The organism is Paenibacillus sp. MBLB1832, from assembly GCF_032271945.1.
In the GTDB taxonomy this organism is placed as follows: domain Bacteria; phylum Bacillota; class Bacilli; order Paenibacillales; family NBRC-103111; genus Paenibacillus_E; species Paenibacillus_E roseopurpureus.
Window position 1 is genome coordinate 1,238,501 of record NZ_CP130319.1, and the last position, 18,381, is coordinate 1,256,881.

Here is an 18,381-nt window from a genome sequence, read left to right on the forward strand (position 1 = left end):
CAAGTAGGAAGGGAAACGATACTTCACCATGAACTCATCATCAAATGCACGTTTGTATGGTTATTATAAAAGCTTTGGATTATTAGCAGCGTTCTGCATGCTTCTAATATTGATGCTCAGCAGTGTGCGATTCGGTCTGCATGCGTATTCTTGGGATCAGATCCGAATCTCGTTCCAATCGGTATCTCAACCAACCAATGAGTCGATTATTATTCAAACAGTACGTATACCCCGCGCTCTTATTGCCGCATTAGTCGGCGGGAGTCTAGCAGTGGCAGGTGCGTTAATGCAAGCGATGACGCGAAATCCGCTTGCTTCACCGAGTATTTTTGGCATTAATTCTGGCGCAGCTTTTGCGATTGTTGTGTCTGTTGGGCTATTCAATGTATCGAGTCTCAATCAATTCGTCTGGATTGCATTTCTTGGGGCTGCGGTCTCCTCGGGTCTGGTCTATGCACTTGGTTCCTTAGGACGTGACGGTTTAACACCAATGAAAATTACGCTCGCTGGAGCGGCCATGACCGCCTTTTTCGCTTCGCTGACGCAAGGGATTCTGCTTGGGAACGGTAAAGCGTTCGAGCAGGTGTTATATTGGTTAGTTGGCTCCGTGGAAGGCCGAACCATGGCAATGCTGCAATCCGTGTACCCTTATATGCTTGTAGCTTGGATTGGCGCAATCTTGCTCTCTCCTCATATCAACGTCTTGTCGATGGGGGATGACATTGCGAAAGGATTAGGTCAACAAACCGTCTATATCAAGCTGATAACTGCAATTATTATCGTTATTCTTGCTGGCGGCTCGGTAGCTGTGGCTGGCCCAATCGTGTTTATCGGTCTAATGATTCCTCATATCGTTCGCTTCCTTGTCGGTATTGATTATCGTTGGGTGATTCCCTATTGTGCGGTGCTTGGCGGCATTCTGCTCGTTGCCGCAGATATCGGCGCGCGTTTCATCATTATGCCGAAGGAAGTTCATGTTGGTGTGATGACGGCTATTCTAGGCGTTCCGTTCTTTACTTACATCGCGCGCAAAGGAGGATTGCTGAAATGAATGCTTCCAAGCGAGGGCGAGATATCACCATTCGAAATAAACACATATCCTTTTTAGTCAGTAAAAAAGCGATTATGATCATGCTGCTTCTGCTCGTCGCTGTCCTGCTCATGATGATCATTAGTACTGGTGTCGGCAGTATTACGATTAAACCTGTTGATGTTATACGTGCCGTATTCGGCTACGGGTCTGATTCAAGCACGATGATCGTACGAACTCTGCGGCTGCCTCGTGTGATTGTAGCTGTGTTGATCGGAGCTTCCCTAGGGGTTGCTGGTACGATTCTGCAAGGGATTGTGCGAAATCCACTCACTTCGCCTGACACGATTGGAACAACAGGCGGTGCTACTTTGGGCGCTGTAGCCTTTTTCTTCTTCTGTTCAGATAAGCTGAGCATTCATTGGCTGCCTGTCGCCGCCATTCTGGGCGCGTTCCTTGCGACCTTCCTCGTCTATTTGCTTTCTTGGAAAAATGGCATAACACCGCTACGCCTTGTCCTGATTGGGACGGGCCTCACGGCCGCGATGAGCGCGATTTCGTACCTCATGATGCTAACAGGTCCGATCGTGCTTGCAAATCAATCCCTTACTTTTATGACGGGAAGTATTTACGGTGTTTCTTGGACCAAAGCGGTGTATCCGCTCTTGCCTTGGGTGCTTGTGTTAATTCCGGTTATCTTTTTCTACGCACGGCACATTACGATCCAGTCTTTGGGAGAAGATATTGCACAGAGTGTGGGCAGTCACGTGCAGCGTCAACGCTTTCTTTTGATTATGCTAAGCGTTGCGTTATCAGGCGCGGCGGTCGCCTTTGGCGGTGCGATCTCCTTCATTGGACTTATGGCGCCGCACATTTCACGCCGACTCGTCGGACCTAGCTTCGGTGCCTTAATTCCTGTTACCGCATGTACAGGCGCATTGCTGCTCCTATCTGCGGATCTGGCAGGACGGTTCTTGTTCAAGCCGCTGGATATCCCAGCAGGGGTTTTCACTGCAGCCATTGGCGCGCCGATCTTCATTTATGTGCTATATCGCAGTAGAAATCACGGCTAAATCTGCCTGCTCTACATAAAGGAGAACGAGTTCATGACAACGAAGGACTACGCATTAGAAGCACGCTCGCTTCAATTGACATATGGGGAAACGACGATTTTTGAAAGTTTACATTTGCAGATTCCCAAAGGTAAAATTACGGTATTTATCGGCAGCAATGGCTGCGGTAAATCGACTTTGCTGCGCTCACTTGCAAGGCTTATGAAGCCAACGTCTGGCAGCATTGTGCTGGATAGCCATGAGATCGCGAAGCTCTCGACCAAAGAGGTCGCGAAGCGAATGGCGATTTTGCCCCAAGGACCTACGGCGCCTGAAGGTTTGACGGTACGGCAATTGGTCAAGCAAGGACGCTATCCGTATCAAAGTTGGCTTCAACAATGGTCAGCCGAGGATGAGAACAAAGTGATGCGCGCACTTGAGCTGACGAATATGCTGGAGTATATCGATCGCACGGTAGACTCACTATCTGGCGGACAACGTCAACGCGCCTGGATTGCGATGACACTGGCCCAAGATACGCCGACTTTGCTGCTGGATGAACCGACGACGTATTTGGATTTGACGCATCAAGTGGAGGTTCTCGATCTGTTGTTCGAGTTAAATGAGAAAGAGCATCGAACCATTGTGATGGTTCTGCACGATATCAATCTCGCTTGTCGCTACGCGCACCACATCGTTACAATTAAGCAGGGTTCCGTCTATGCGGAGGGACAACCTGAGGACATTGTGAATGAGCAATTGCTGAGGGAAGTGTTCGGGATGGAGTGTCAGGTCACGAGCGATCCCATCTTTGGTACACCGATGTGCATACCGTTCGGTAAGGGACGCCGCTTGCAAACGAAGGCGCCTATCACGCAAAGATAATGAAAATAATAAAGGGCTTTCACCGAGTGTTCGGTTGAAGGCCCTTTTAATGCTTAAGTATAGGGGGATCACATTATCTGCTGAATTTATTGCTTGTACCAGCAAGTTGTTGCTCAGCAATTTGAACGAGACGACGAGTGATGCTGCCTCCGATAGATCCTGTGTCATAAGACGTCATATAACCGTAGTAGCCATCTTGAGGAATTTGGATGCCCAATTCTTGAGCAACTTCATACTTCAATTGGTCTAGGGCCGATGAAGCTTGAGGAACTACTAAGGAGTTACTGCTGCGAGATTGTCCTGTAGCCATCTGATATCACCTCCAGTAATGGTAGTATGAACAGATTTGTAAATATTACTCATTTTTTTATTGGAAATTTCAACCTTTTTTTTGAAAGGGGCAGGGAAGTTCTGATTTTGTTATAATGAGAGGATGTAGAGAGGGGAGCTGGGGGAGAAATCATGTTTGAACTCGCGATTAAGGGTTGGTCCCTAGATAAAGATTTGCAGATCATCCAGGCGGACGTGTTGATGACGGTGGACGATAGTGTAATCGTTGAAGAACCGCTATGCATCGATGTAGGTTTGCCTGCTTTATTGGCGAGCACCATGCAGAATACATCACCAAACCGCTTCGCGCCTGCCGATCGGTGGGAGCAAATGCCTTTCTTTGTATGCGGCTGCGGAGATCCCGAATGTCGAGGATTCTCCTTCGTAGTCGAGCACCTCTCGGACGAACAGCTCCAGCTCACGTATGTGGAGGAGCGAAGCAACGGTACATACCGCGAATTAGAATCGTACGTGATACCTAGTGAAGAGTATCGTAAACAAATTGCTGCGATCGGTGATACCTATCTGAAATTCATATCCACTTTGGATTATCGTCCCTATTTTCAGGATACAGTTCCCATTGTGGAGTCGCTTGTCCAACAAATACATCTGAAATTACGGAGTGAATGATATGGCTGCTGTGAAGTTTTATGTCGTGTGGGTTGGGCACAAGCCAGGTATTTACCGCTCCTGGGCAGAATGTCAGGCACAAACTAACGGGTATCCTCAAGCCAAGTTTAAGTCCTATGAATCGGAGCAAGAGGCTCGGCTAGCTTTCGAGAAAGGTTGGCAAAAGTCGCTGAATTTCGCGGGAAAAGGAACGGGAAGTTCGGCCGCTGGCTCGACAGGCAAAAAGTCTGCGACACCGGAATCCGCGCCTGAAATCGATTATGACAGTATTTCGGTCGATGTAGGCTGCTCAGGAAATCCCGGAATCGTGGAATACAAGGGCGTGGATACGCGCACGGGCGAAATTATTTTCTATCAGGGACCTATTGCCAAAGGCACTAACAATTTAGGAGAGTTTCTAGCCATCGTGCATGGGCTTGCTTATTTGAAGAAAAAGGGTAGTAAGCAAACGATTTATACGGATTCTGTGACCGCGTTGAGCTGGATTCGCAAGAAGGAAGTTGCCACCAATTTAGTTCGCGATGCGTCGACGGAAGAGATTTGGACTTTGGTGGATCGCGCGCTGAAATGGCTGCATACGAATACGTATACGAATAAAATCGTGAAGTGGGATACGAAAAAATGGGCGAGATCAAGGCGGATTTTGGCAGGAAGTAAACACATTGACGCGTTATCACACTAAAGGGAGAAATTTTGCGAGAAATGTGATATGATAGTTTCATTGTTTGGATATCAGAGAAGAATTCTAGGAGGAATTAGGAATGGCACAGTTGAAACAGCGCAGCGACATGATCAAAAAAGGCTTTGACCGCGCTCCGCACCGCAGCTTACTGCGTGCAGCCGGCGTTAAAGAGGAAGATTTCGGCAAGCCGTTTATTGCGGTTTGTAACTCTTATATAGACATCATTCCAGGGCATGTTCATTTGCAAGAGTTTGGTAAGCTTGTGAAAGAGGCAATTCGCGAAGCTGGCGGCGTACCATTCGAGTTCAACACAATTGGCGTAGACGATGGTATTGCGATGGGCCATATCGGAATGCGCTATTCCTTGCCGAGCCGTGAAATTATTGCGGATTCCTTGGAAACCGTTGTTAATGCACACTGGTTTGATGGCATGGTTTGTATTCCTAACTGTGACAAAATTACACCGGGTATGATCATGGGTGCCCTTCGCGTTAACATTCCAACGATGTTAGTGAGCGGTGGACCGATGAAAGCCGGTAAAGATAAAAACGGTAGATCGATCTCCCTATCCTCCGTATTTGAAGGCGTTGGTGCTTTCCAAGCGGGTAAATTGGATGAGGCAGGTCTTGAAGAACTTGAGCAATACGGTTGTCCGACTTGCGGATCCTGCTCAGGTATGTTCACAGCAAACTCCATGAACTGTCTAGCTGAAGGTCTAGGTCTTGCTATGCCAGGTAACGGTACGATTCTTGCTGTTGCTGAAGAGCGTAAGCAATTCGTTAAAGATTGCGCGAAGCAATTGATGGTGCTGATCGAGAAAGACATCAAGCCGCGTGATATCGTTACGATTGATGCGATTGATAACGCATTTGCTTTGGATATGGCGATGGGTGGATCCACGAACACGGTTCTTCATACATTGGCTATCGCGGCAGAAGCTGGCGTCGACTATCCGATTGCTCGTATTAACGAAGTAGCTGAGCGCGTACCTCATCTTGCGAAAATCGCTCCTGCATCTGATTGGCACATTGAAGACGTGCATTTGGCAGGCGGTGTGAGTGCTGTCATCAATGAGTTGCTCAAAAAGCCAGGTGCTTTCAACGGGGATTGCCTATCCGTAACAGCACAAACACTTCGCGAGAACGTGGCTGGCCGTGAAATTCAGAACCACGAAGTTATTCGTCCGCTATCGAACCCGCACAGCGAGCGCGGTGGACTAGCTGTTCTTTTCGGTAACTTGGCGCCTGAAGGCAGTATCGTTAAAGTTGGCGCGGTTGACAAGTCCGTTGGCGGACGTCACGTTGGGCCAGCGATCTGCTTCAACTCTCAAGACGAAGCCCTATACGGTATCGCAAACGGTCACGTAAAAGAAGGACACGTTGTTGTCATTCGTTATGAAGGACCGAAGGGCGGACCTGGTATGCCAGAAATGTTGGCTCCAACGTCGCAAATCGTAGGTATGGGTCTTGGTGCGAAAGTGGCTTTGATCACAGACGGACGCTTCTCCGGTGCATCCCGCGGAATCTCGATTGGTCACATGTCGCCAGAAGCGGCAGAAGGTGGACCGCTTGCTTTCGTTCAAGATGGCGACATCATCGATGTTGATATGGATGGACGCAAAATCGAGCTGCAAATCAGCGATGAAGAGTTTGCCAAACGTCGTGAGACTTGGGCTGGATTCCAACAGAAGATCACGACTGGTTACTTAGCGCGTTACACGAAAATGGTAACGAATGCGAGCGCTGGCGCTATTTTGAAAATCTAATTACATGAGAAGAAGCCTTACCTGGCTGCAACGGAAGTTGCTGTTGGGTAAGGCTTTTTTGACGACAATAGTCTGAACGCGGTCGCTCATCCTTGAATGGCCTCGATAGAGGTTTTCTCATGTTGCGTTTGAGCTGGCATGGTGAACTATCCCCTTCGCTCAGACCCTGCAGAAAGCTGGGTGATCTGAGTGAAGGGGATAGTGTCGTTAGTTCCTTTCACCAAAAGAACTTCATCATCATAAGTGATCCCACCAGCACGGTGATGGCAACGGCGATGGACAACTGGAGCACGAAGCGGGCTTTGAATACGGAGAGCAGCATTAGCGTACTCTTCACATCGATCATGGGCCCGAAGACGAGGAAGGCGAGTAAGGAGCCAGGTGAGAACGATTTGGCGAAGGAGACAGCGACGAAAGCATCGGTAGTTGAACAGAGGGAGAGCAGGTAGGCAAAACCCATCATAAACACATGCGATACGAAAGCGCCTTGTCCGATTGCAGATAAGCTGTCTTGGGCAACGAAGGTCTGAATAAGTGCGGTTAGCAATGCGCCTAGCATCAGGTATTTGCTCATCTCGAACAACTCGGATGTACCGTGACTGACCATGGTTAGGATGCGGCTGTTGCCGTGTGCGTGATGATGACCATGGTGGTCATGCCCGTGATCATGGCTATGATCATGATGATGATGTGAGTGAGCGGCGTGGCTATGATCATGATCGTGATTGTGATCATGACTATGGTCGTGATGGTGCCCATGGTGATGGCCACCACCATGCACGGCATCCTGCAAGGGATGCCGCAAAGGATTACTGCGCATGAAGCGAGTGAGCAGGAAGCCGATCACGAGTGCAACACCGAAGGTGAGCCCCATGCGTGAATACGCCATAGCAGGGTCGCCGCGGAAAGCCATCCAGGTGGAGGCGAAGACGATGGGGTTGAGAATGGGGCCGACGAGGATGAAGATGACGGCGATATAGACGGGCATCCCTTTGCGCATAAGGCGGCGAACGAAGGGGATCATTCCGCATTCACAGAGCGGAAACATGATGCCCAGCACACAGGCAAATAAAATGCCGCCTAATGGGTGCTTAGGTGTCATGCGTTGAATGACGGCCTCTGGGATGAAATTTTCCACGACGGTCGAGAGTAAGACACCTAGAAACATGAAAGGCAGGGCATCCAGGAAAATGTCCATGAAGGACATAAATACTTGATGCACAGATTCCGTCACCATACTGAAAGGCGGCAGCTGCCTAGTTGTCACGATGAGTGTGAGCAGGAAAGCGCAAATCAACGTGGATATCGGAAGACTCCAGCGATAAAGAGTGGAAGACAATGTGGTTGACACCCCTTTGGCCAAAAGAATCGTATGACCTAGTCTATGTACATGCTGATCTATCTAGGACAATGTCCTCGATTGACAATATGTAACAAGGGTGTATAATGAAATGAAATCAATTGCGATGATAGGAACAAGTACGTTTGTAGACTGTTTCTCAGAGAGCCGGTGGTGGGTGCGAACCGGTGAAACAAGCAGACCGAATGGATCCTTGAGCTTGAAGCTGAACATTGTGAAGACGTATTCACCGGAACCTAGGCCGGCGATGATTTCACAATTAAGTAGGCGGAACGGTAGCTCTCCGTTATCAGAGTCTGAAGGTTTACTAAGCAGCTTCATATGACGGTTGCGCAGCTAAACAAATTAGGGTGGTACCACGGTCTCTCGTCCCTTGCGGGGAGAGGCCTTTTTGTTGTTTTTAGATAAATTTCGGGAGGTTTTCGTATGAAAAGAGTTCTATCGGGTATGCAATCCAGCGGCCAGCTGACCATTGGGAATTACATTGGCGCGCTGCGCAACTTTGTAAAACTACAAGAATTACATCGCTGTTATTTCATGGTCGTGGATATGCACGCCATTACCGTGCCGCAGGATCCAGTAGCGTTGAGAGAACAAACGGAGTCCATCGCTTCGCTTTACATCGCCTCGGGTCTAGATCCGAATAAGGCATCCGTTTTCTTACAATCCCATGTGCATGCGCATGCGGAACTAGGCTGGATTATGACGACGCTCACTCACATGGGCGAGCTCGAGCGAATGACACAGTTTAAAGATAAGTCCGAAGGTAAAGAGTCTGTAGGCGCTGGGTTATTCGCATATCCTTCCTTGATGGCTGCGGATATTTTGCTCTATAACGCGGATTTGATTCCCGTGGGCGACGATCAGAAGCAGCATTTGGAGCTGACGCGCGACTTGGCGAACCGCTTCAATAACCGCTTTGGCGACATGTTCGTGATGCCGCAGCCGTACATGCCGGAAGTTGGCGCGAGAATTATGTCCCTCGACGATGCTTCTAAGAAAATGAGCAAGAGCAGTCCGAATGCAGGCAGCTACATCGCGATGCTGGATGAACCTGATGTAATCCGCAAGAAGCTCAGCCGAGCTGTAACGGATTCGGGTCGTGAAGTGAAGTACGATCCGCAGAACAAGCCAGAAGTCAGCAATTTGATGTCCATTTACTCCCATTTTGCGGAGATGAGTTTGGTAGAAATTGAGGCGAAATATGATGGCCTAGGTTATGGTCCGTTCAAAAAGAGCTGGCTGAGCATATCGTCAGCGTCCTAGAACCGATCCAACAACGGTACCGTGAAATTCGCAGTTCGGGTGAGATTTTTGATATATTGAAAAAAGGCGCAGACGAAGCGGCCGAAGTGGCCAATGCGACACTGCTCGAGGTGAAAAAACGGATGGGCTTTATCGTACGCTAATATCACCCATACGTAGCAAAAAAGCTCAACGACTCCGCGGGGTCGTTGAGTTTTTTTCATTCGGAGGGCGTATTTTTCCTGCGTATTTTGGCTTTGAGCGCAAAGCCGTAGCCGATTACGCCTAGAGAAATAACGGAGCAAGCGAGCACCATCCAAGGTTGTCTTAGGGCAATAAATAAGGAGATGCAAGCGAGCAGCAAAGTGCCGACGATTGCGAATAAGAGTGCGAGTGGTTTACTCATGGATGTAACCTACTTTCTAGAAGTTTACGACGTATTTTCTTATTTTAAACTTTTTTGAGCGCTGTGCATATAAATTCATTTCCTTCACATACTATCATTGCAAGCTTGCAAATACATCACAGATTATAGCTGACTGAAAGGAGCACGATCCTGATGGCACAAAATCGTAGTAGTAACACACTGGTAGTTCCGCAAGCCAATCAAGCTTTAGACCAATTGAAATATGAGGTAGCTCAAGAATTGGGCATTCAAATCCCTCAAGATGGTTATTATGGAAATATGGCAACACGTGATACGGGATCCATTGGTGGCGCTATTACTCGCCGGTTGGTGCAAATTGCTGAGCAATCACTCGCGGGACAGTCTGGCTTCCGCAGCTAATCAGCTAACTCCGTACTAGCATACCCGTTTTTGTAAAATAAAGTCCAGAAGCCTTCATAGCTTCTGGGCTTTTCTTTGTGTTTGCCGTGAACTACGTTTAACACAAAAAAAGCGCATTGCTGGCAATCAGCAACACGCTTTAGCTTCAATAGAGATCAACCCGCATCTTCTTCTCGAGCTTCGTATCATTGACCCAACCGACGTAGGAATCGAGTGTCTTGAAATTGTGATCCATTTTAATGACACCGACGAACGGATATTGCTTGCGGTGTCGGTAGCGAACATCCGCCCATCGGACTTCGTACCCCCAGCGATGCTCCTTTACTTCCGCACAGGTAAATGAGGAGAAATAGAGAAGCGCTTGGATGTCTTCATGCTGCTTGGAGGCCTCAATGGCGGGATGCTCGGTGCAAGTGATCGTATCCAGCCACTTCAATTTGCCATTTTTCAGCTCGCCGAGCTGGTAGGTGCCGCTGGGACGTTTCTTCACCACATTCCAGACGTAGAGATTGAATGTTACAATGAGGGTATATGTATCGCCGTGTTGGAACGTAGGGTCCTTGCGATACAGCCCTTTTTCGATAATGGCATGGTCCAGCGTTCGCCATATATAATAAAGCGCAAGAATCCCATACAGCGTAGGGAATATAAGCCCTGGCTTTGCCAAGTGGAAGGACCACATAAATAGCGCGGCAATATGACTTGTGAAAATAAAAGGATCAAAGATGTGAATGATGTTCCAGGAGATCCATTTTTCCGAGAACGGTCGAATCGCTTGGGTGCCATACGTATTAAAGCAATCGGTAAACACGTGGACACACACCGCGATGCCGATCCACATGGCAAGGTGAAGGAACGGGATGCCATGGAAGAAGGGCGCAAGTGCACCAGTAATCAGCATGGTCCATAACGGCAGGGCAGGCAAGGAATGCGAGCGTCCGCGATGATTGCGAATGTAGATCGCGTTCCCTTTGAAGCGAAGAAATCCATCAACATCGGGTATTTGAGAGCCGACAATAGTCCCGATAAAGACAGCTGTCGTTGCAGCTGTATCTCCTGCGATGCTCGGATCGATTTGTGATAGTCCTGCTAAGCCTAAGCCAATGACGAGATGAGTGCCAGTATCCAACTGTTTTTCCTCCTAAGTGTTTCTATACGGATCATTGTTGCTTTCGTTCTGAGTTGACAGGTGTAGAGACATCTTAGTATTAGTTTACCATTTTAGAGTAAAAAATAAATCAGAAGGAGATCTAAAAATGTCTAAAGTTTTTGTGGAGTATGCCATAATCCCCGAATTTCGCGACTCTTTCCTCATCTATATGCAGCAACTTCTGCAGCGGGAAGGGCGTTTGGAGCTGTTAGAAGGCACAGATCAAGAAGGACTTTTTGTAGAAATTTGGCATGAAATAACTTATGAGGATTATGTAAAGATAAAGCAGGAGCGCCTACAGGAAAACGCCGATAACGGCGGAGGCAACTGGGAGCAATGGGTAAAGGGTGGAAAGGCCAAGCTCCACATGTGGCATTTCTCATCGGTGAAGGTGTAAAGGCTGCCGCGCAGGCGCAGTAAAAAACCGCTGCTCTTTGGAGAGCAACGGTTCCGATATGGCGGATATGCGATTATCTAACTTGATTAACGCCGCCTCTGAACGGATAAGCGTAATTCAATTCTTCATCGAACGTGATGTAATCCAAATTCACCATAAGTAATAAGAAACGCATACCTGTTACAGGATCACTAATGATGATATGATCACGGCCGGCTGCTTCTAACTTGCCTTTGAAAATTTTGGCGTTCCATTGGCTGTTGTTTTCATAGGTCATGTAGAGAGTTGCCATTTTGCCGAGGTTCAAACGAAGAATATTCTCGATATAAGATTCTTCTATGGCTGGCAGTCCAGGTGTGTTAACGCCTGTTTGCAAGCCGGATCCTGGTGGTGTGAGTACGGATCCAGCTGGTGTTTGCGGGACGAATTGATTTGTTATCGCTGTTGGCACTGGGTATGCAGGATACGGATTGTTGTATTGCGGTTGCATAGCTTGATTTCCAATTTTGTAAGGATTATTTAACATGGTGAACATTTCCTCCTCGGGCTTTCGATGCGAAAGCTTCATTTTCCATAATCATCATATTGTGCGAATGCCTAATTGGTGACGGATTCTTGCTATTTTGGCAAAACAAAAAAAGCCCCAAAGGGAGCTTTAGATAGGTAAAAATTTATATCCGACGCCCCAAACCGTTTTGATGTGCCTAGGTTCCTTGGGGTCAATCTCTATCTTTTTACGAAGGTTGGCAATGTGCACATCAATCGCGCGTTCCGTCACTTGTGAATCGAAGCCGCGAACCCGATTTAACAACTCCTCACGGTTGTAAACTCGGCCTTGATTTTGCCAAAATAACTTCATGATTTCAAATTCAGAGAAGGTGGTTTCTATATTTTTACCGCCGACATACAGGCAGCGCTTCTCTAAATCCAAGGTGATGTTGCCAGCGTTAATCTCATCCGTTGGTCCGAGGGCAGATGGAAAAGCGTTCGAACGTCGCAGTAACGCCTGAATTCTTGCGGACAGCTCTCTCATCGAGAATGGTTTGCATAAGTAGTCATCAGCACCCGTTTGGAGGCCCTTCACCCGATCTGACACTTCATTCTTAGCTGATACCATTAAGATTGGTATATGTGAGGTTTGACGTATGGTCGTGCACAGTTGCATCCCATCCATATCGGGCAGCATGAGATCAAGGACGATGACATCGGGCTGAAAATCTCTAAACAGCGCCACCCCTCGACGACCATTCTCCGCACGCTTCACCTCGTAGCCATCTTCATACAGGTAAATGGACATCATTTCACCTATACTTAAGTCGTCCTCGATGATTAGTATTTTTGACATACAGGTTCCCCTCCTTTACCAATACAAAAGGTTAGGTGCTCGATATGCCGTGCGCAATAATCGATCCTATCTAATTAGATATGTTATCCTATCCAATTTGTGACGTCCAGTTTTACTTCTGAAGTCTGGGCAAAAAAGAAGCTGAAACGGACTCGGTGCCTTGTGCCAGGCCAAGTCTTTCAGCTTCTTTCGGGTGGTCGTTGTACGCTGGGAAATAGACTCATACGGTCAAATGCTTTCGCACCAGCTCCTCGCTGAGCTGTTCTGTATCCCCTTCGGCGGCAATCGTGCCGCGGTCGAGCACATAATAGTAATCCGCAATACTCGTTGCGAACTCCAAGCTCTGCTCAACGAGCAGAACGGCGATTTCGCGATTGCGTTTGATCGACTCGATGATCGCTTCGATCTCCATCACGATAGAGGGCTGGATGCCCTCCATCGGCTCATCCAGAAGCAGAAGCTTGGGGCCAGGCGCAAGCGCCCGCGCAATAGCTAATTGCTGCTGCTGACCGCCGCTGAGGTCGCCTCCTTTGCGGTGAAGCATCTGATGAAGGACAGGGAACGTTTCGAAAATGGATTCAGGCAGCTTCTTACGGCGATCAGGCGCTGCCTCTAGGCCGAGAAGCAGATTTTCTTCTACGGTTAGCTGCGGGAAGATTTCGCGGCCCTGAGGCACATAGCCGATGCCTGCCTTGGCCCGAAGATAAGGGGATTCGGATGTTATGTCCGAGTCCCTGTAATGCATTGAGCCTGATCTAGGCTTAATGAGGCCCATGATCGTCTTCATGAGTGTGGATTTGCCGACGCCATTGCGGCCCATCAGGCAAACGATTTGACCTGCACGGACCTCAAGGTTGACGTTACGAACGACCATGCTTTCCCCATATCCAGCTTCAATACCTTGAAGTTTAAGCACCGCGTTCCACTCTCCTTCCAAGATAAACCTCGGCTACTTTCTCATCGTTTTGAATGTCAGTCATATTCCCCTCTACCAAAACCGTTCCTTCATGCAGCACCGTCACGGTCTTGGCGAACTGGCGGACGAATGCCATATCATGCTCGACGACGATAATCGTTTGATTCGCGGCAATTTCGTGGAGGAGCTCACCGGTTTTTTCTGTTTCGCTATCTGTCATGCCCGCGGCAGGTTCATCCAGCAGCAAGAGATCTGGCTCCTGCATCAGGAGCATCCCGATTTCTAACCACTGCTTCTCTCCGTGGGAAAGCGAGCCAGCACGTTCATTCGCCTTGCTTTTCAGGCCAATCATGTCCATCCGAAGATGCAGTCGTTCTCTTTGTTCATTTGTCGTCTTGGCCCAGAGCGCGCTGAGCAGTCCACGTTGCTGCTTCATGGAGAGCGCGAGGTTTTCGAAAACCGTCAACGTTGAGAACACAGATGGCGCTTGGAATTTGCGGCCGATACCAAGCCCAGCAATTTGGTGCTCTTGGTGCTTGGTCAGATCGATAGTGTCTTTGAAGTAGACGCTGCCTTGAGATGGCTTTATTTTGCCGCAAATTACGTCCAGCAGTGTTGTCTTACCCGCGCCGTTAGGGCCGATCAGGAATCGTAACTCGCCGTACTGCAAGGAAAAATCTAAATTGCGTAGGGCTTTGAACCCGTCGAAGTCCACCTCAAGTCCTGTGACACTCAGGATCTTCTGGTCAATGCCCGGTTGTTGCGACGCTAATTGTCTTAGCATTGAAATGTACCCCTTTCTGGCTCACAAACAGATTTCTATCATGATCTAGCTTCTTGCGTTGTGGGAATCGACGCAGGGAGATCAGGTTTTTTCCAGTTTTTGAAGTAGTGGCTTAGTGTGCCCACGATGCCTTTCGGAAGGAATAGAACGACAACAATGAACATGGCTCCCAGCATGATAGGCCACCAAGCGGGATAAGCTTCGCTGAATGTGGTTTTGGCTGCGTTCGTGACTAATGCGCCTAGAACTGCGCCGCCGATCGTGGAGCGGCCGCCAATGGCTACCCATAACACCATTTCGATGGAGGGGACGATCCCCATTTGTGCGGGAGAAATAATGCCCTCTTGCAGAACGAAGAGCACGCCGGCTAATCCGGCTAATCCCGCGGAGGCACAGTAGATGAACACCTTGTACGTAACTGGGTTGTAGCCGATGAATCGCACGCGATTTTCCCCATCACGAATGGCAGTTAAGATGTTGCCGAGTCGGCTGGTTACAAGCAGTGAGCTTAAGATAACGACAATGGTGACCACAGCCAAGGTGAGATAGAAAAAGAGCAGCTTGGTTGATTGAGATTGCAGGTTGAGTCCTAGGAAGCTGGAGAAATTTGTTAGCCCGTTGGTACCGCCGGTGTATCCTTGTTGCCCAACGAAAAGCGTCACAGTAATAATGACCAGTGCTTGTGACAAAATGGAGAAGAAAGCACCTTTAATCCGATTGCGGAAGGTGAAATAGCCAAGGATAAAGGCGACAACCATGGGAACAACCAGCGCTAATAGGAAGGCGGCCAGCGCGCTATGGAAAGGAACCCAGAACCACGGCAAGCTGGAGACGCCGCTCCAGGACATAAAGTCTGGCAGTTGGTTCGGTGTAGAGGTCAGCTTCAGATGCATCGCCATACAATAAGCGCCGAGTCCGAAGTAGACACCGTGTCCGAGGCTCAAAATGCCCGTATACCCCCAAATTAAATCAATTCCGATGGCGATAATGGCATAAGCTAGGAATTTGCCTAGTAAAGATAAACGAAAGTCAGACAAGAAGAGGGGGGCGAGTGCGATAAGCCCTAGGCCTATTCCGTAAATCACTAGCTTGATCTTAGATTGTCTGGCAGCGAGCATAACGGAGGTCACATCCTTTCTTCAATCTAAAGATCTCGAGCGAATCGTGACAAGTCCCATAGGCTTCCATTGTAAGAAAGCGATGATGAGTGTGAACACGAGTACTTTGCCAAGCGTTGCGCTAGTGGTATATTCCAAAGCCGTGTTAAAGACGCCAATGCCTAACGCGCCTGCGACTGTTCCGATTAATTTGCCAATACCTCCAAGCACGACGACCATGAACGCATCCACGATGTAATAAGTGCCAATGGTAGGGCCGATCGGTCCGAGCAAGGAGAGAGCGCAGCCTGCAATCCCAGCCATGGCAGAACCGAATGCAAAGGATTGCGCATCCACGCGACGCGTGGAGATGCCTAGACATGCGGCCATTTGACGGTTTTGCATAACAGCACGCATCCGCCTTCCGCCTGCCGAATGATAGAGATACATGTAAATGATGAAGATACAAAGCGCAACTAACCCGATGATAAAGAGCCGCTTATAAGGAAGGATGAGGTCTGCCGTGACATGCCAGCCGCCTTCCAGCCATTGCGGAGCTTTGACGGCCACATTGGGAGCGCCGAAGATGGAGCGGGCTACCTGTTGCAGGGCAAGCGAGACGCCCCACGTCGCTAAGAGGCTGTCTAACGGTCTGCCATATAGAAAGCGAATGAGCGCCACCTCGAGCAGCCAACCGATCGCAAACGCGATGACGAAGGCCACGCCGAGTGAAATGACGAAATACCAACCGAAGGCCGAAGCTGGCATATATTTCTGGAAAAGCTGTTGAACGAGATAGGCCATGTAGGCACCGATCATAATGAATTCCCCATGCGCCATATTCATGACATTCATGAGCCCGAACGTGATCGCAAGACCGATGGCGATTAATAATAGAATCGAGCTTAAGCTGAAACCGTTAAACAATTGAAGCAGGAGCAAGCTCATAATGAATCACACCCTCCTTAGGCCGAAGCAAATAATGAAAATCCAGGACTGCGTTATGCAATCCTGGCTTCATTGAACGCTTGATAACGATCATTCTCTTACTTCGTGACTTCGACGCCCCATGGATATGTTTTGAGGAACGGATCCGGTTTCAGGGATTTGCCAGAGTTCCAAATTTCTTTAATTTGACCATCAGCGGTAATTTGACCGATACGTGCTGTTTTGAAAATATGTTGGTTGTCACCATCAATCGAAACTTTACCTTCTGGTGAGTTAAACTCGATCCCCTTGGCGGCGGCTTTTACCTTCTCTACGTCAAAGGAACCAGCTTTCTTCACAGCTTCTGCCCATAGATAGACAGCAGTGTAACCAGCTTCGATTGGATCATCGGTTACACGATCTTTTCCGTACTTCGCTTTGTATGCCTCGACGAACTTTTTATTTTCTGGTATATCCGTCGTTTGGTAATAGTTCCATGCCGTGTAGTGGCCATCCAGAACGGAAGCGCCAATACCGCGGACTTCTTCTTCAGCTATACTCACGGACATCGTTGTTAGATCTTTGGAGGTAATGCCAGCATCTTTCAACTGTTTAAAGAAGGCGACGTTGCTGTCTCCGTTCAGCGTATTGAATACAACGTCAGGCTTTTCTTTCTTAATTTTACTAATAATTGTGTTGTAATCTGTGTGTCCAAGCGGTGTGTACTCTTCGGCTACAAGAGTTCCGCCGTCGGCTTTCAATTGCTCTTTAATAATTTTGTTAGCTGTTTTTGGGAATACGTAGTCGGAGCCAAGAAGGAAGAATTTTTTGCCTTTATTTTGTAGGAGCCAGGTGACTGCGGGGATGATTTGTTGGTTGGTTGTTGCGCCGATGTAGAAAATATTCGGTGAAGATTCAACGCCTTCATACTGAACGGGGTACCATAGTAATCCTTTGTTTTGCTCGACGACAGGAAGAACCGCTTTACGGCTTGCTGATGTCCAGCATCCGAATATCGTCACAACACTGTCTTTTTGCAGGAGCTTCTTAGTCTTCTCTGCAAATGTAGGCCAATCCGATGCGCCGTCTTCAATGACTGGCTTAATCTTTTTACCCAGAAGTCCCCCAGCTGCATTAATCTCATCGATGGCCATCAACTCAGCATCACGAACCGACACTTCACTAATGGACATTGTACCTGTTAAGGAATGAAGAATCCCTACGGGTACGGTATCCCCTCCTGCTTTGGCATCAGCGGCTGCTGACGTCACGGGTGCAGTCGTGGATGTCGTCGTTTCTGTCTTTGCACATCCGGCCGTGATCATCATTAGCGTCATACCTAGTGCAATCGTGAGCTTACCTTTGTTTTTTATCTCTCTCATTCACGTCCCACTCCCTCGCTTACAAGATTTGGATTACATCGCCTATGATAAATGCCAAAATAAGATTGTGTCAATATAAGTGACATACATTGGATATTATTTAGTGGAAATGCACAAATCCTCATGAGAATATTGTGAAAATTACATATACCCGAAGAAAAAGTTTAGGAATATTCATTTTTATGTAAGAATAACTAACATTAAAGATTTACAATCACGAAATACACGAATATAATGAGTGTTAAGGATTCCCATTATTCGGATTTTGAAGAGGTGAGACACGTGCATTTAACAGAAAGAGAAAAAGAGAAGCTGCTCATCACTGTAGCTGCCGATTTGGCAAGACGGAGATTAGCAAGAGGCTTGAAGCTGAACTATCCAGAGAGTATGGCGCTTCTAACATCTGAGATTATGGAGGGCGCCAGGGACGGCATGACCGTTGAAGAGCTTATGGCGTTTGGAACAACTATTTTAACTGCTGATCAAGTCATGCAAGGTGTTCCTTCTATGATTCATGAAGTGCAGGTTGAGGCGACGTTTCCGGATGGGACGAAATTAGTTACCGTACATGAACCCATTAAGTAACGATACACGAAATAAGGGAAGGAGACTTGCAC

Annotated in this window: 19 protein-coding genes, 2 pseudogenes and 1 other annotated feature; of the genes and pseudogenes, 10 read left to right on the forward strand and 11 right to left on the reverse strand. The window is 48.1% G+C overall.

Going from position 1 to position 18,381, the window contains the following annotated elements; genetic code table 11:
- Positions 1–97 precede the first annotated feature (97 nt).
- Genes MJB10_RS05645 through MJB10_RS05655 form a run of 3 tightly spaced genes read left to right on the forward strand, consistent with a single transcriptional unit; the run spans position 98 to position 2,967 of the window.
- On the forward strand, positions 98–1,051 hold the full coding sequence (locus tag MJB10_RS05645; protein WP_314802453.1) for a FecCD family ABC transporter permease: 954 nt from the start codon (positions 98–100) through the stop codon (positions 1,049–1,051).
- Positions 1,048–2,103: a FecCD family ABC transporter permease gene (locus MJB10_RS05650; protein ID WP_314802455.1), complete on the forward strand. Its 1,056-nt coding sequence runs from the start codon at positions 1,048–1,050 to the stop codon at positions 2,101–2,103. The genes MJB10_RS05645 and MJB10_RS05650 overlap by 4 nt, the downstream gene beginning before the upstream one ends.
- 33 nt (positions 2,104–2,136) lie before the next feature.
- Positions 2,137–2,967 carry an ABC transporter ATP-binding protein gene (locus MJB10_RS05655; RefSeq protein WP_314802456.1) on the forward strand — a complete coding sequence of 277 codons (831 nt, stop codon included), beginning with the start codon at positions 2,137–2,139 and terminating at the stop codon, positions 2,965–2,967.
- 73 nt (positions 2,968–3,040) lie between these two features.
- On the opposite strand, the gene MJB10_RS05660 is transcribed toward MJB10_RS05655, so the two are convergent.
- Positions 3,041–3,277 carry an alpha/beta-type small acid-soluble spore protein gene (locus MJB10_RS05660; RefSeq protein ID WP_056613391.1) on the reverse strand — a complete coding sequence of 79 codons (237 nt, stop codon included), beginning with the start codon at positions 3,275–3,277 and terminating at the stop codon, positions 3,041–3,043.
- Positions 3,278–3,429: 152 nt separating this feature from the next.
- On the opposite strand from MJB10_RS05660, the gene MJB10_RS05665 reads away from it, so the two are divergent.
- From MJB10_RS05665 to ilvD, 3 genes and pseudogenes are all read left to right on the forward strand, one after another.
- Positions 3,430–3,927, forward strand: coding sequence for a hypothetical protein (locus MJB10_RS05665; protein ID WP_314802462.1), 498 nt, complete (start codon positions 3,430–3,432; stop codon positions 3,925–3,927).
- Position 3,928: 1 nt separating this feature from the next.
- A pseudogene (gene rnhA / locus MJB10_RS05670) lies at positions 3,929–4,584 on the forward strand (ribonuclease H).
- A gap of 104 nt (positions 4,585–4,688) precedes the next feature.
- Positions 4,689–6,374 carry a dihydroxy-acid dehydratase gene (gene ilvD / locus MJB10_RS05675; protein ID WP_314802465.1) on the forward strand — a complete coding sequence of 562 codons (1,686 nt, stop codon included), beginning with the start codon at positions 4,689–4,691 and terminating at the stop codon, positions 6,372–6,374.
- 217 nt (positions 6,375–6,591) lie between these two features.
- Here ilvD and MJB10_RS05680 read toward each other — a convergent pair whose 3' ends face one another.
- Complete coding sequence (locus MJB10_RS05680) at positions 6,592–7,713, reverse strand: permease (RefSeq protein ID WP_314802467.1); 1,122 nt, start codon at positions 7,711–7,713, stop codon at positions 6,592–6,594.
- A gap of 118 nt (positions 7,714–7,831) precedes the next feature.
- Positions 7,832–8,111 (forward strand) — a binding site (T-box leader).
- 49 nt (positions 8,112–8,160) lie between these two features.
- On the opposite strand from MJB10_RS05680, the pseudogene trpS reads away from it, so the two are divergent.
- Positions 8,161–9,143: pseudogene (trpS, locus tag MJB10_RS05685) on the forward strand (tryptophan--tRNA ligase).
- A gap of 56 nt (positions 9,144–9,199) precedes the next feature.
- Here the strand turns inward: trpS and MJB10_RS05690 are convergent.
- Entirely contained in the window at positions 9,200–9,385 is a 186-nt protein-coding gene (locus MJB10_RS05690; RefSeq protein ID WP_314802469.1) for a DUF5325 family protein, read from the reverse strand.
- A 153-nt stretch (positions 9,386–9,538) separates the two neighbouring features.
- Between MJB10_RS05690 and MJB10_RS05695 the strand changes: the two genes are divergently transcribed.
- Complete coding sequence (locus MJB10_RS05695) at positions 9,539–9,766, forward strand: small, acid-soluble spore protein, alpha/beta type (protein WP_397386576.1); 228 nt, start codon at positions 9,539–9,541, stop codon at positions 9,764–9,766.
- 145 nt (positions 9,767–9,911) lie between these two features.
- On the opposite strand, the gene MJB10_RS05700 is transcribed toward MJB10_RS05695, so the two are convergent.
- A complete protein-coding gene (locus tag MJB10_RS05700; RefSeq protein ID WP_314802470.1) occupies positions 9,912–10,895 on the reverse strand; it encodes a metal-dependent hydrolase in 984 nt (327 codons plus the stop codon).
- A gap of 127 nt (positions 10,896–11,022) precedes the next feature.
- Between MJB10_RS05700 and MJB10_RS05705 the strand changes: the two genes are divergently transcribed.
- A complete protein-coding gene (locus MJB10_RS05705) occupies positions 11,023–11,313 on the forward strand; it encodes a hypothetical protein (RefSeq protein WP_314802472.1) in 291 nt (96 codons plus the stop codon).
- 73 nt (positions 11,314–11,386) lie between these two features.
- Here MJB10_RS05705 and gerQ read toward each other — a convergent pair whose 3' ends face one another.
- From gerQ to urtA, 7 genes are all read right to left on the reverse strand, one after another.
- The gene (gerQ, locus tag MJB10_RS05710; RefSeq protein ID WP_314802474.1) at positions 11,387–11,839 is read right to left on the reverse strand and encodes a spore coat protein GerQ; all 453 of its coding nucleotides are present in this window, start codon (positions 11,837–11,839) and stop codon (positions 11,387–11,389) included.
- A gap of 129 nt (positions 11,840–11,968) precedes the next feature.
- Entirely contained in the window at positions 11,969–12,658 is a 690-nt protein-coding gene (locus MJB10_RS05715; protein ID WP_314802476.1) for a response regulator transcription factor, read from the reverse strand.
- A 220-nt stretch (positions 12,659–12,878) separates the two neighbouring features.
- Positions 12,879–13,574 carry an urea ABC transporter ATP-binding subunit UrtE gene (gene urtE, locus MJB10_RS05720; RefSeq protein WP_314802478.1) on the reverse strand — a complete coding sequence of 232 codons (696 nt, stop codon included), beginning with the start codon at positions 13,572–13,574 and terminating at the stop codon, positions 12,879–12,881.
- A complete protein-coding gene (gene urtD, locus MJB10_RS05725) occupies positions 13,567–14,358 on the reverse strand; it encodes an urea ABC transporter ATP-binding protein UrtD (RefSeq protein ID WP_314802479.1) in 792 nt (263 codons plus the stop codon). Before urtD ends, urtE begins: the two co-directional genes overlap by 8 nt.
- A 38-nt stretch (positions 14,359–14,396) precedes the next feature.
- A complete protein-coding gene (gene urtC, locus MJB10_RS05730; protein WP_314802481.1) occupies positions 14,397–15,476 on the reverse strand; it encodes an urea ABC transporter permease subunit UrtC in 1,080 nt (359 codons plus the stop codon).
- Between the two features lie 21 nt (positions 15,477–15,497).
- Positions 15,498–16,403: an urea ABC transporter permease subunit UrtB gene (gene urtB, locus MJB10_RS05735; RefSeq protein ID WP_314802483.1), complete on the reverse strand. Its 906-nt coding sequence runs from the start codon at positions 16,401–16,403 to the stop codon at positions 15,498–15,500.
- A 98-nt stretch (positions 16,404–16,501) separates the two neighbouring features.
- Complete coding sequence (urtA, locus tag MJB10_RS05740; RefSeq protein WP_314802485.1) at positions 16,502–17,764, reverse strand: urea ABC transporter substrate-binding protein; 1,263 nt, start codon at positions 17,762–17,764, stop codon at positions 16,502–16,504.
- A gap of 282 nt (positions 17,765–18,046) precedes the next feature.
- Between urtA and MJB10_RS05745 the strand changes: the two genes are divergently transcribed.
- Positions 18,047–18,349: an urease subunit gamma gene (locus tag MJB10_RS05745; protein ID WP_314802487.1), complete on the forward strand. Its 303-nt coding sequence runs from the start codon at positions 18,047–18,049 to the stop codon at positions 18,347–18,349.
- Positions 18,350–18,381 lie beyond the last annotated feature (32 nt).

Excerpts from the sequence above, each read along its gene's own strand:
- MJB10_RS05645 (WP_314802453.1), top strand. The coding sequence starts at position 98 with ATGCTTCTAATATTGATGCTCAGCAGTGTGCGATTCGGTCTGCATGCG.
- MJB10_RS05650 (WP_314802455.1), top strand. The coding sequence starts at position 1,048 with ATGAATGCTTCCAAGCGAGGGCGAGATATCACCATTCGAAATAAACAC.
- MJB10_RS05655 (WP_314802456.1), top strand. The coding sequence starts at position 2,137 with ATGACAACGAAGGACTACGCATTAGAAGCACGCTCGCTTCAATTGACA.
- MJB10_RS05660 (WP_056613391.1), bottom strand. The coding sequence starts at position 3,277 with ATGGCTACAGGACAATCTCGCAGCAGTAACTCCTTAGTAGTTCCTCAA.
- MJB10_RS05665 (WP_314802462.1), top strand. The coding sequence starts at position 3,430 with ATGTTTGAACTCGCGATTAAGGGTTGGTCCCTAGATAAAGATTTGCAG.
- ilvD (WP_314802465.1), top strand. The coding sequence starts at position 4,689 with ATGGCACAGTTGAAACAGCGCAGCGACATGATCAAAAAAGGCTTTGAC.
- MJB10_RS05690 (WP_314802469.1), bottom strand. The coding sequence starts at position 9,385 with ATGAGTAAACCACTCGCACTCTTATTCGCAATCGTCGGCACTTTGCTG.
- MJB10_RS05695 (WP_397386576.1), top strand. The coding sequence starts at position 9,539 with ATGGCACAAAATCGTAGTAGTAACACACTGGTAGTTCCGCAAGCCAAT.
- MJB10_RS05705 (WP_314802472.1), top strand. The coding sequence starts at position 11,023 with ATGTCTAAAGTTTTTGTGGAGTATGCCATAATCCCCGAATTTCGCGAC.
- gerQ (WP_314802474.1), bottom strand. The coding sequence starts at position 11,839 with ATGTTAAATAATCCTTACAAAATTGGAAATCAAGCTATGCAACCGCAA.
- MJB10_RS05715 (WP_314802476.1), bottom strand. The coding sequence starts at position 12,658 with ATGTCAAAAATACTAATCATCGAGGACGACTTAAGTATAGGTGAAATG.
- urtD (WP_314802479.1), bottom strand. The coding sequence starts at position 14,358 with ATGCTAAGACAATTAGCGTCGCAACAACCGGGCATTGACCAGAAGATC.
- urtC (WP_314802481.1), bottom strand. The coding sequence starts at position 15,476 with ATGCTCGCTGCCAGACAATCTAAGATCAAGCTAGTGATTTACGGAATA.
- urtB (WP_314802483.1), bottom strand. The coding sequence starts at position 16,403 with ATGAGCTTGCTCCTGCTTCAATTGTTTAACGGTTTCAGCTTAAGCTCG.
- urtA (WP_314802485.1), bottom strand. The coding sequence starts at position 17,764 with ATGAGAGAGATAAAAAACAAAGGTAAGCTCACGATTGCACTAGGTATG.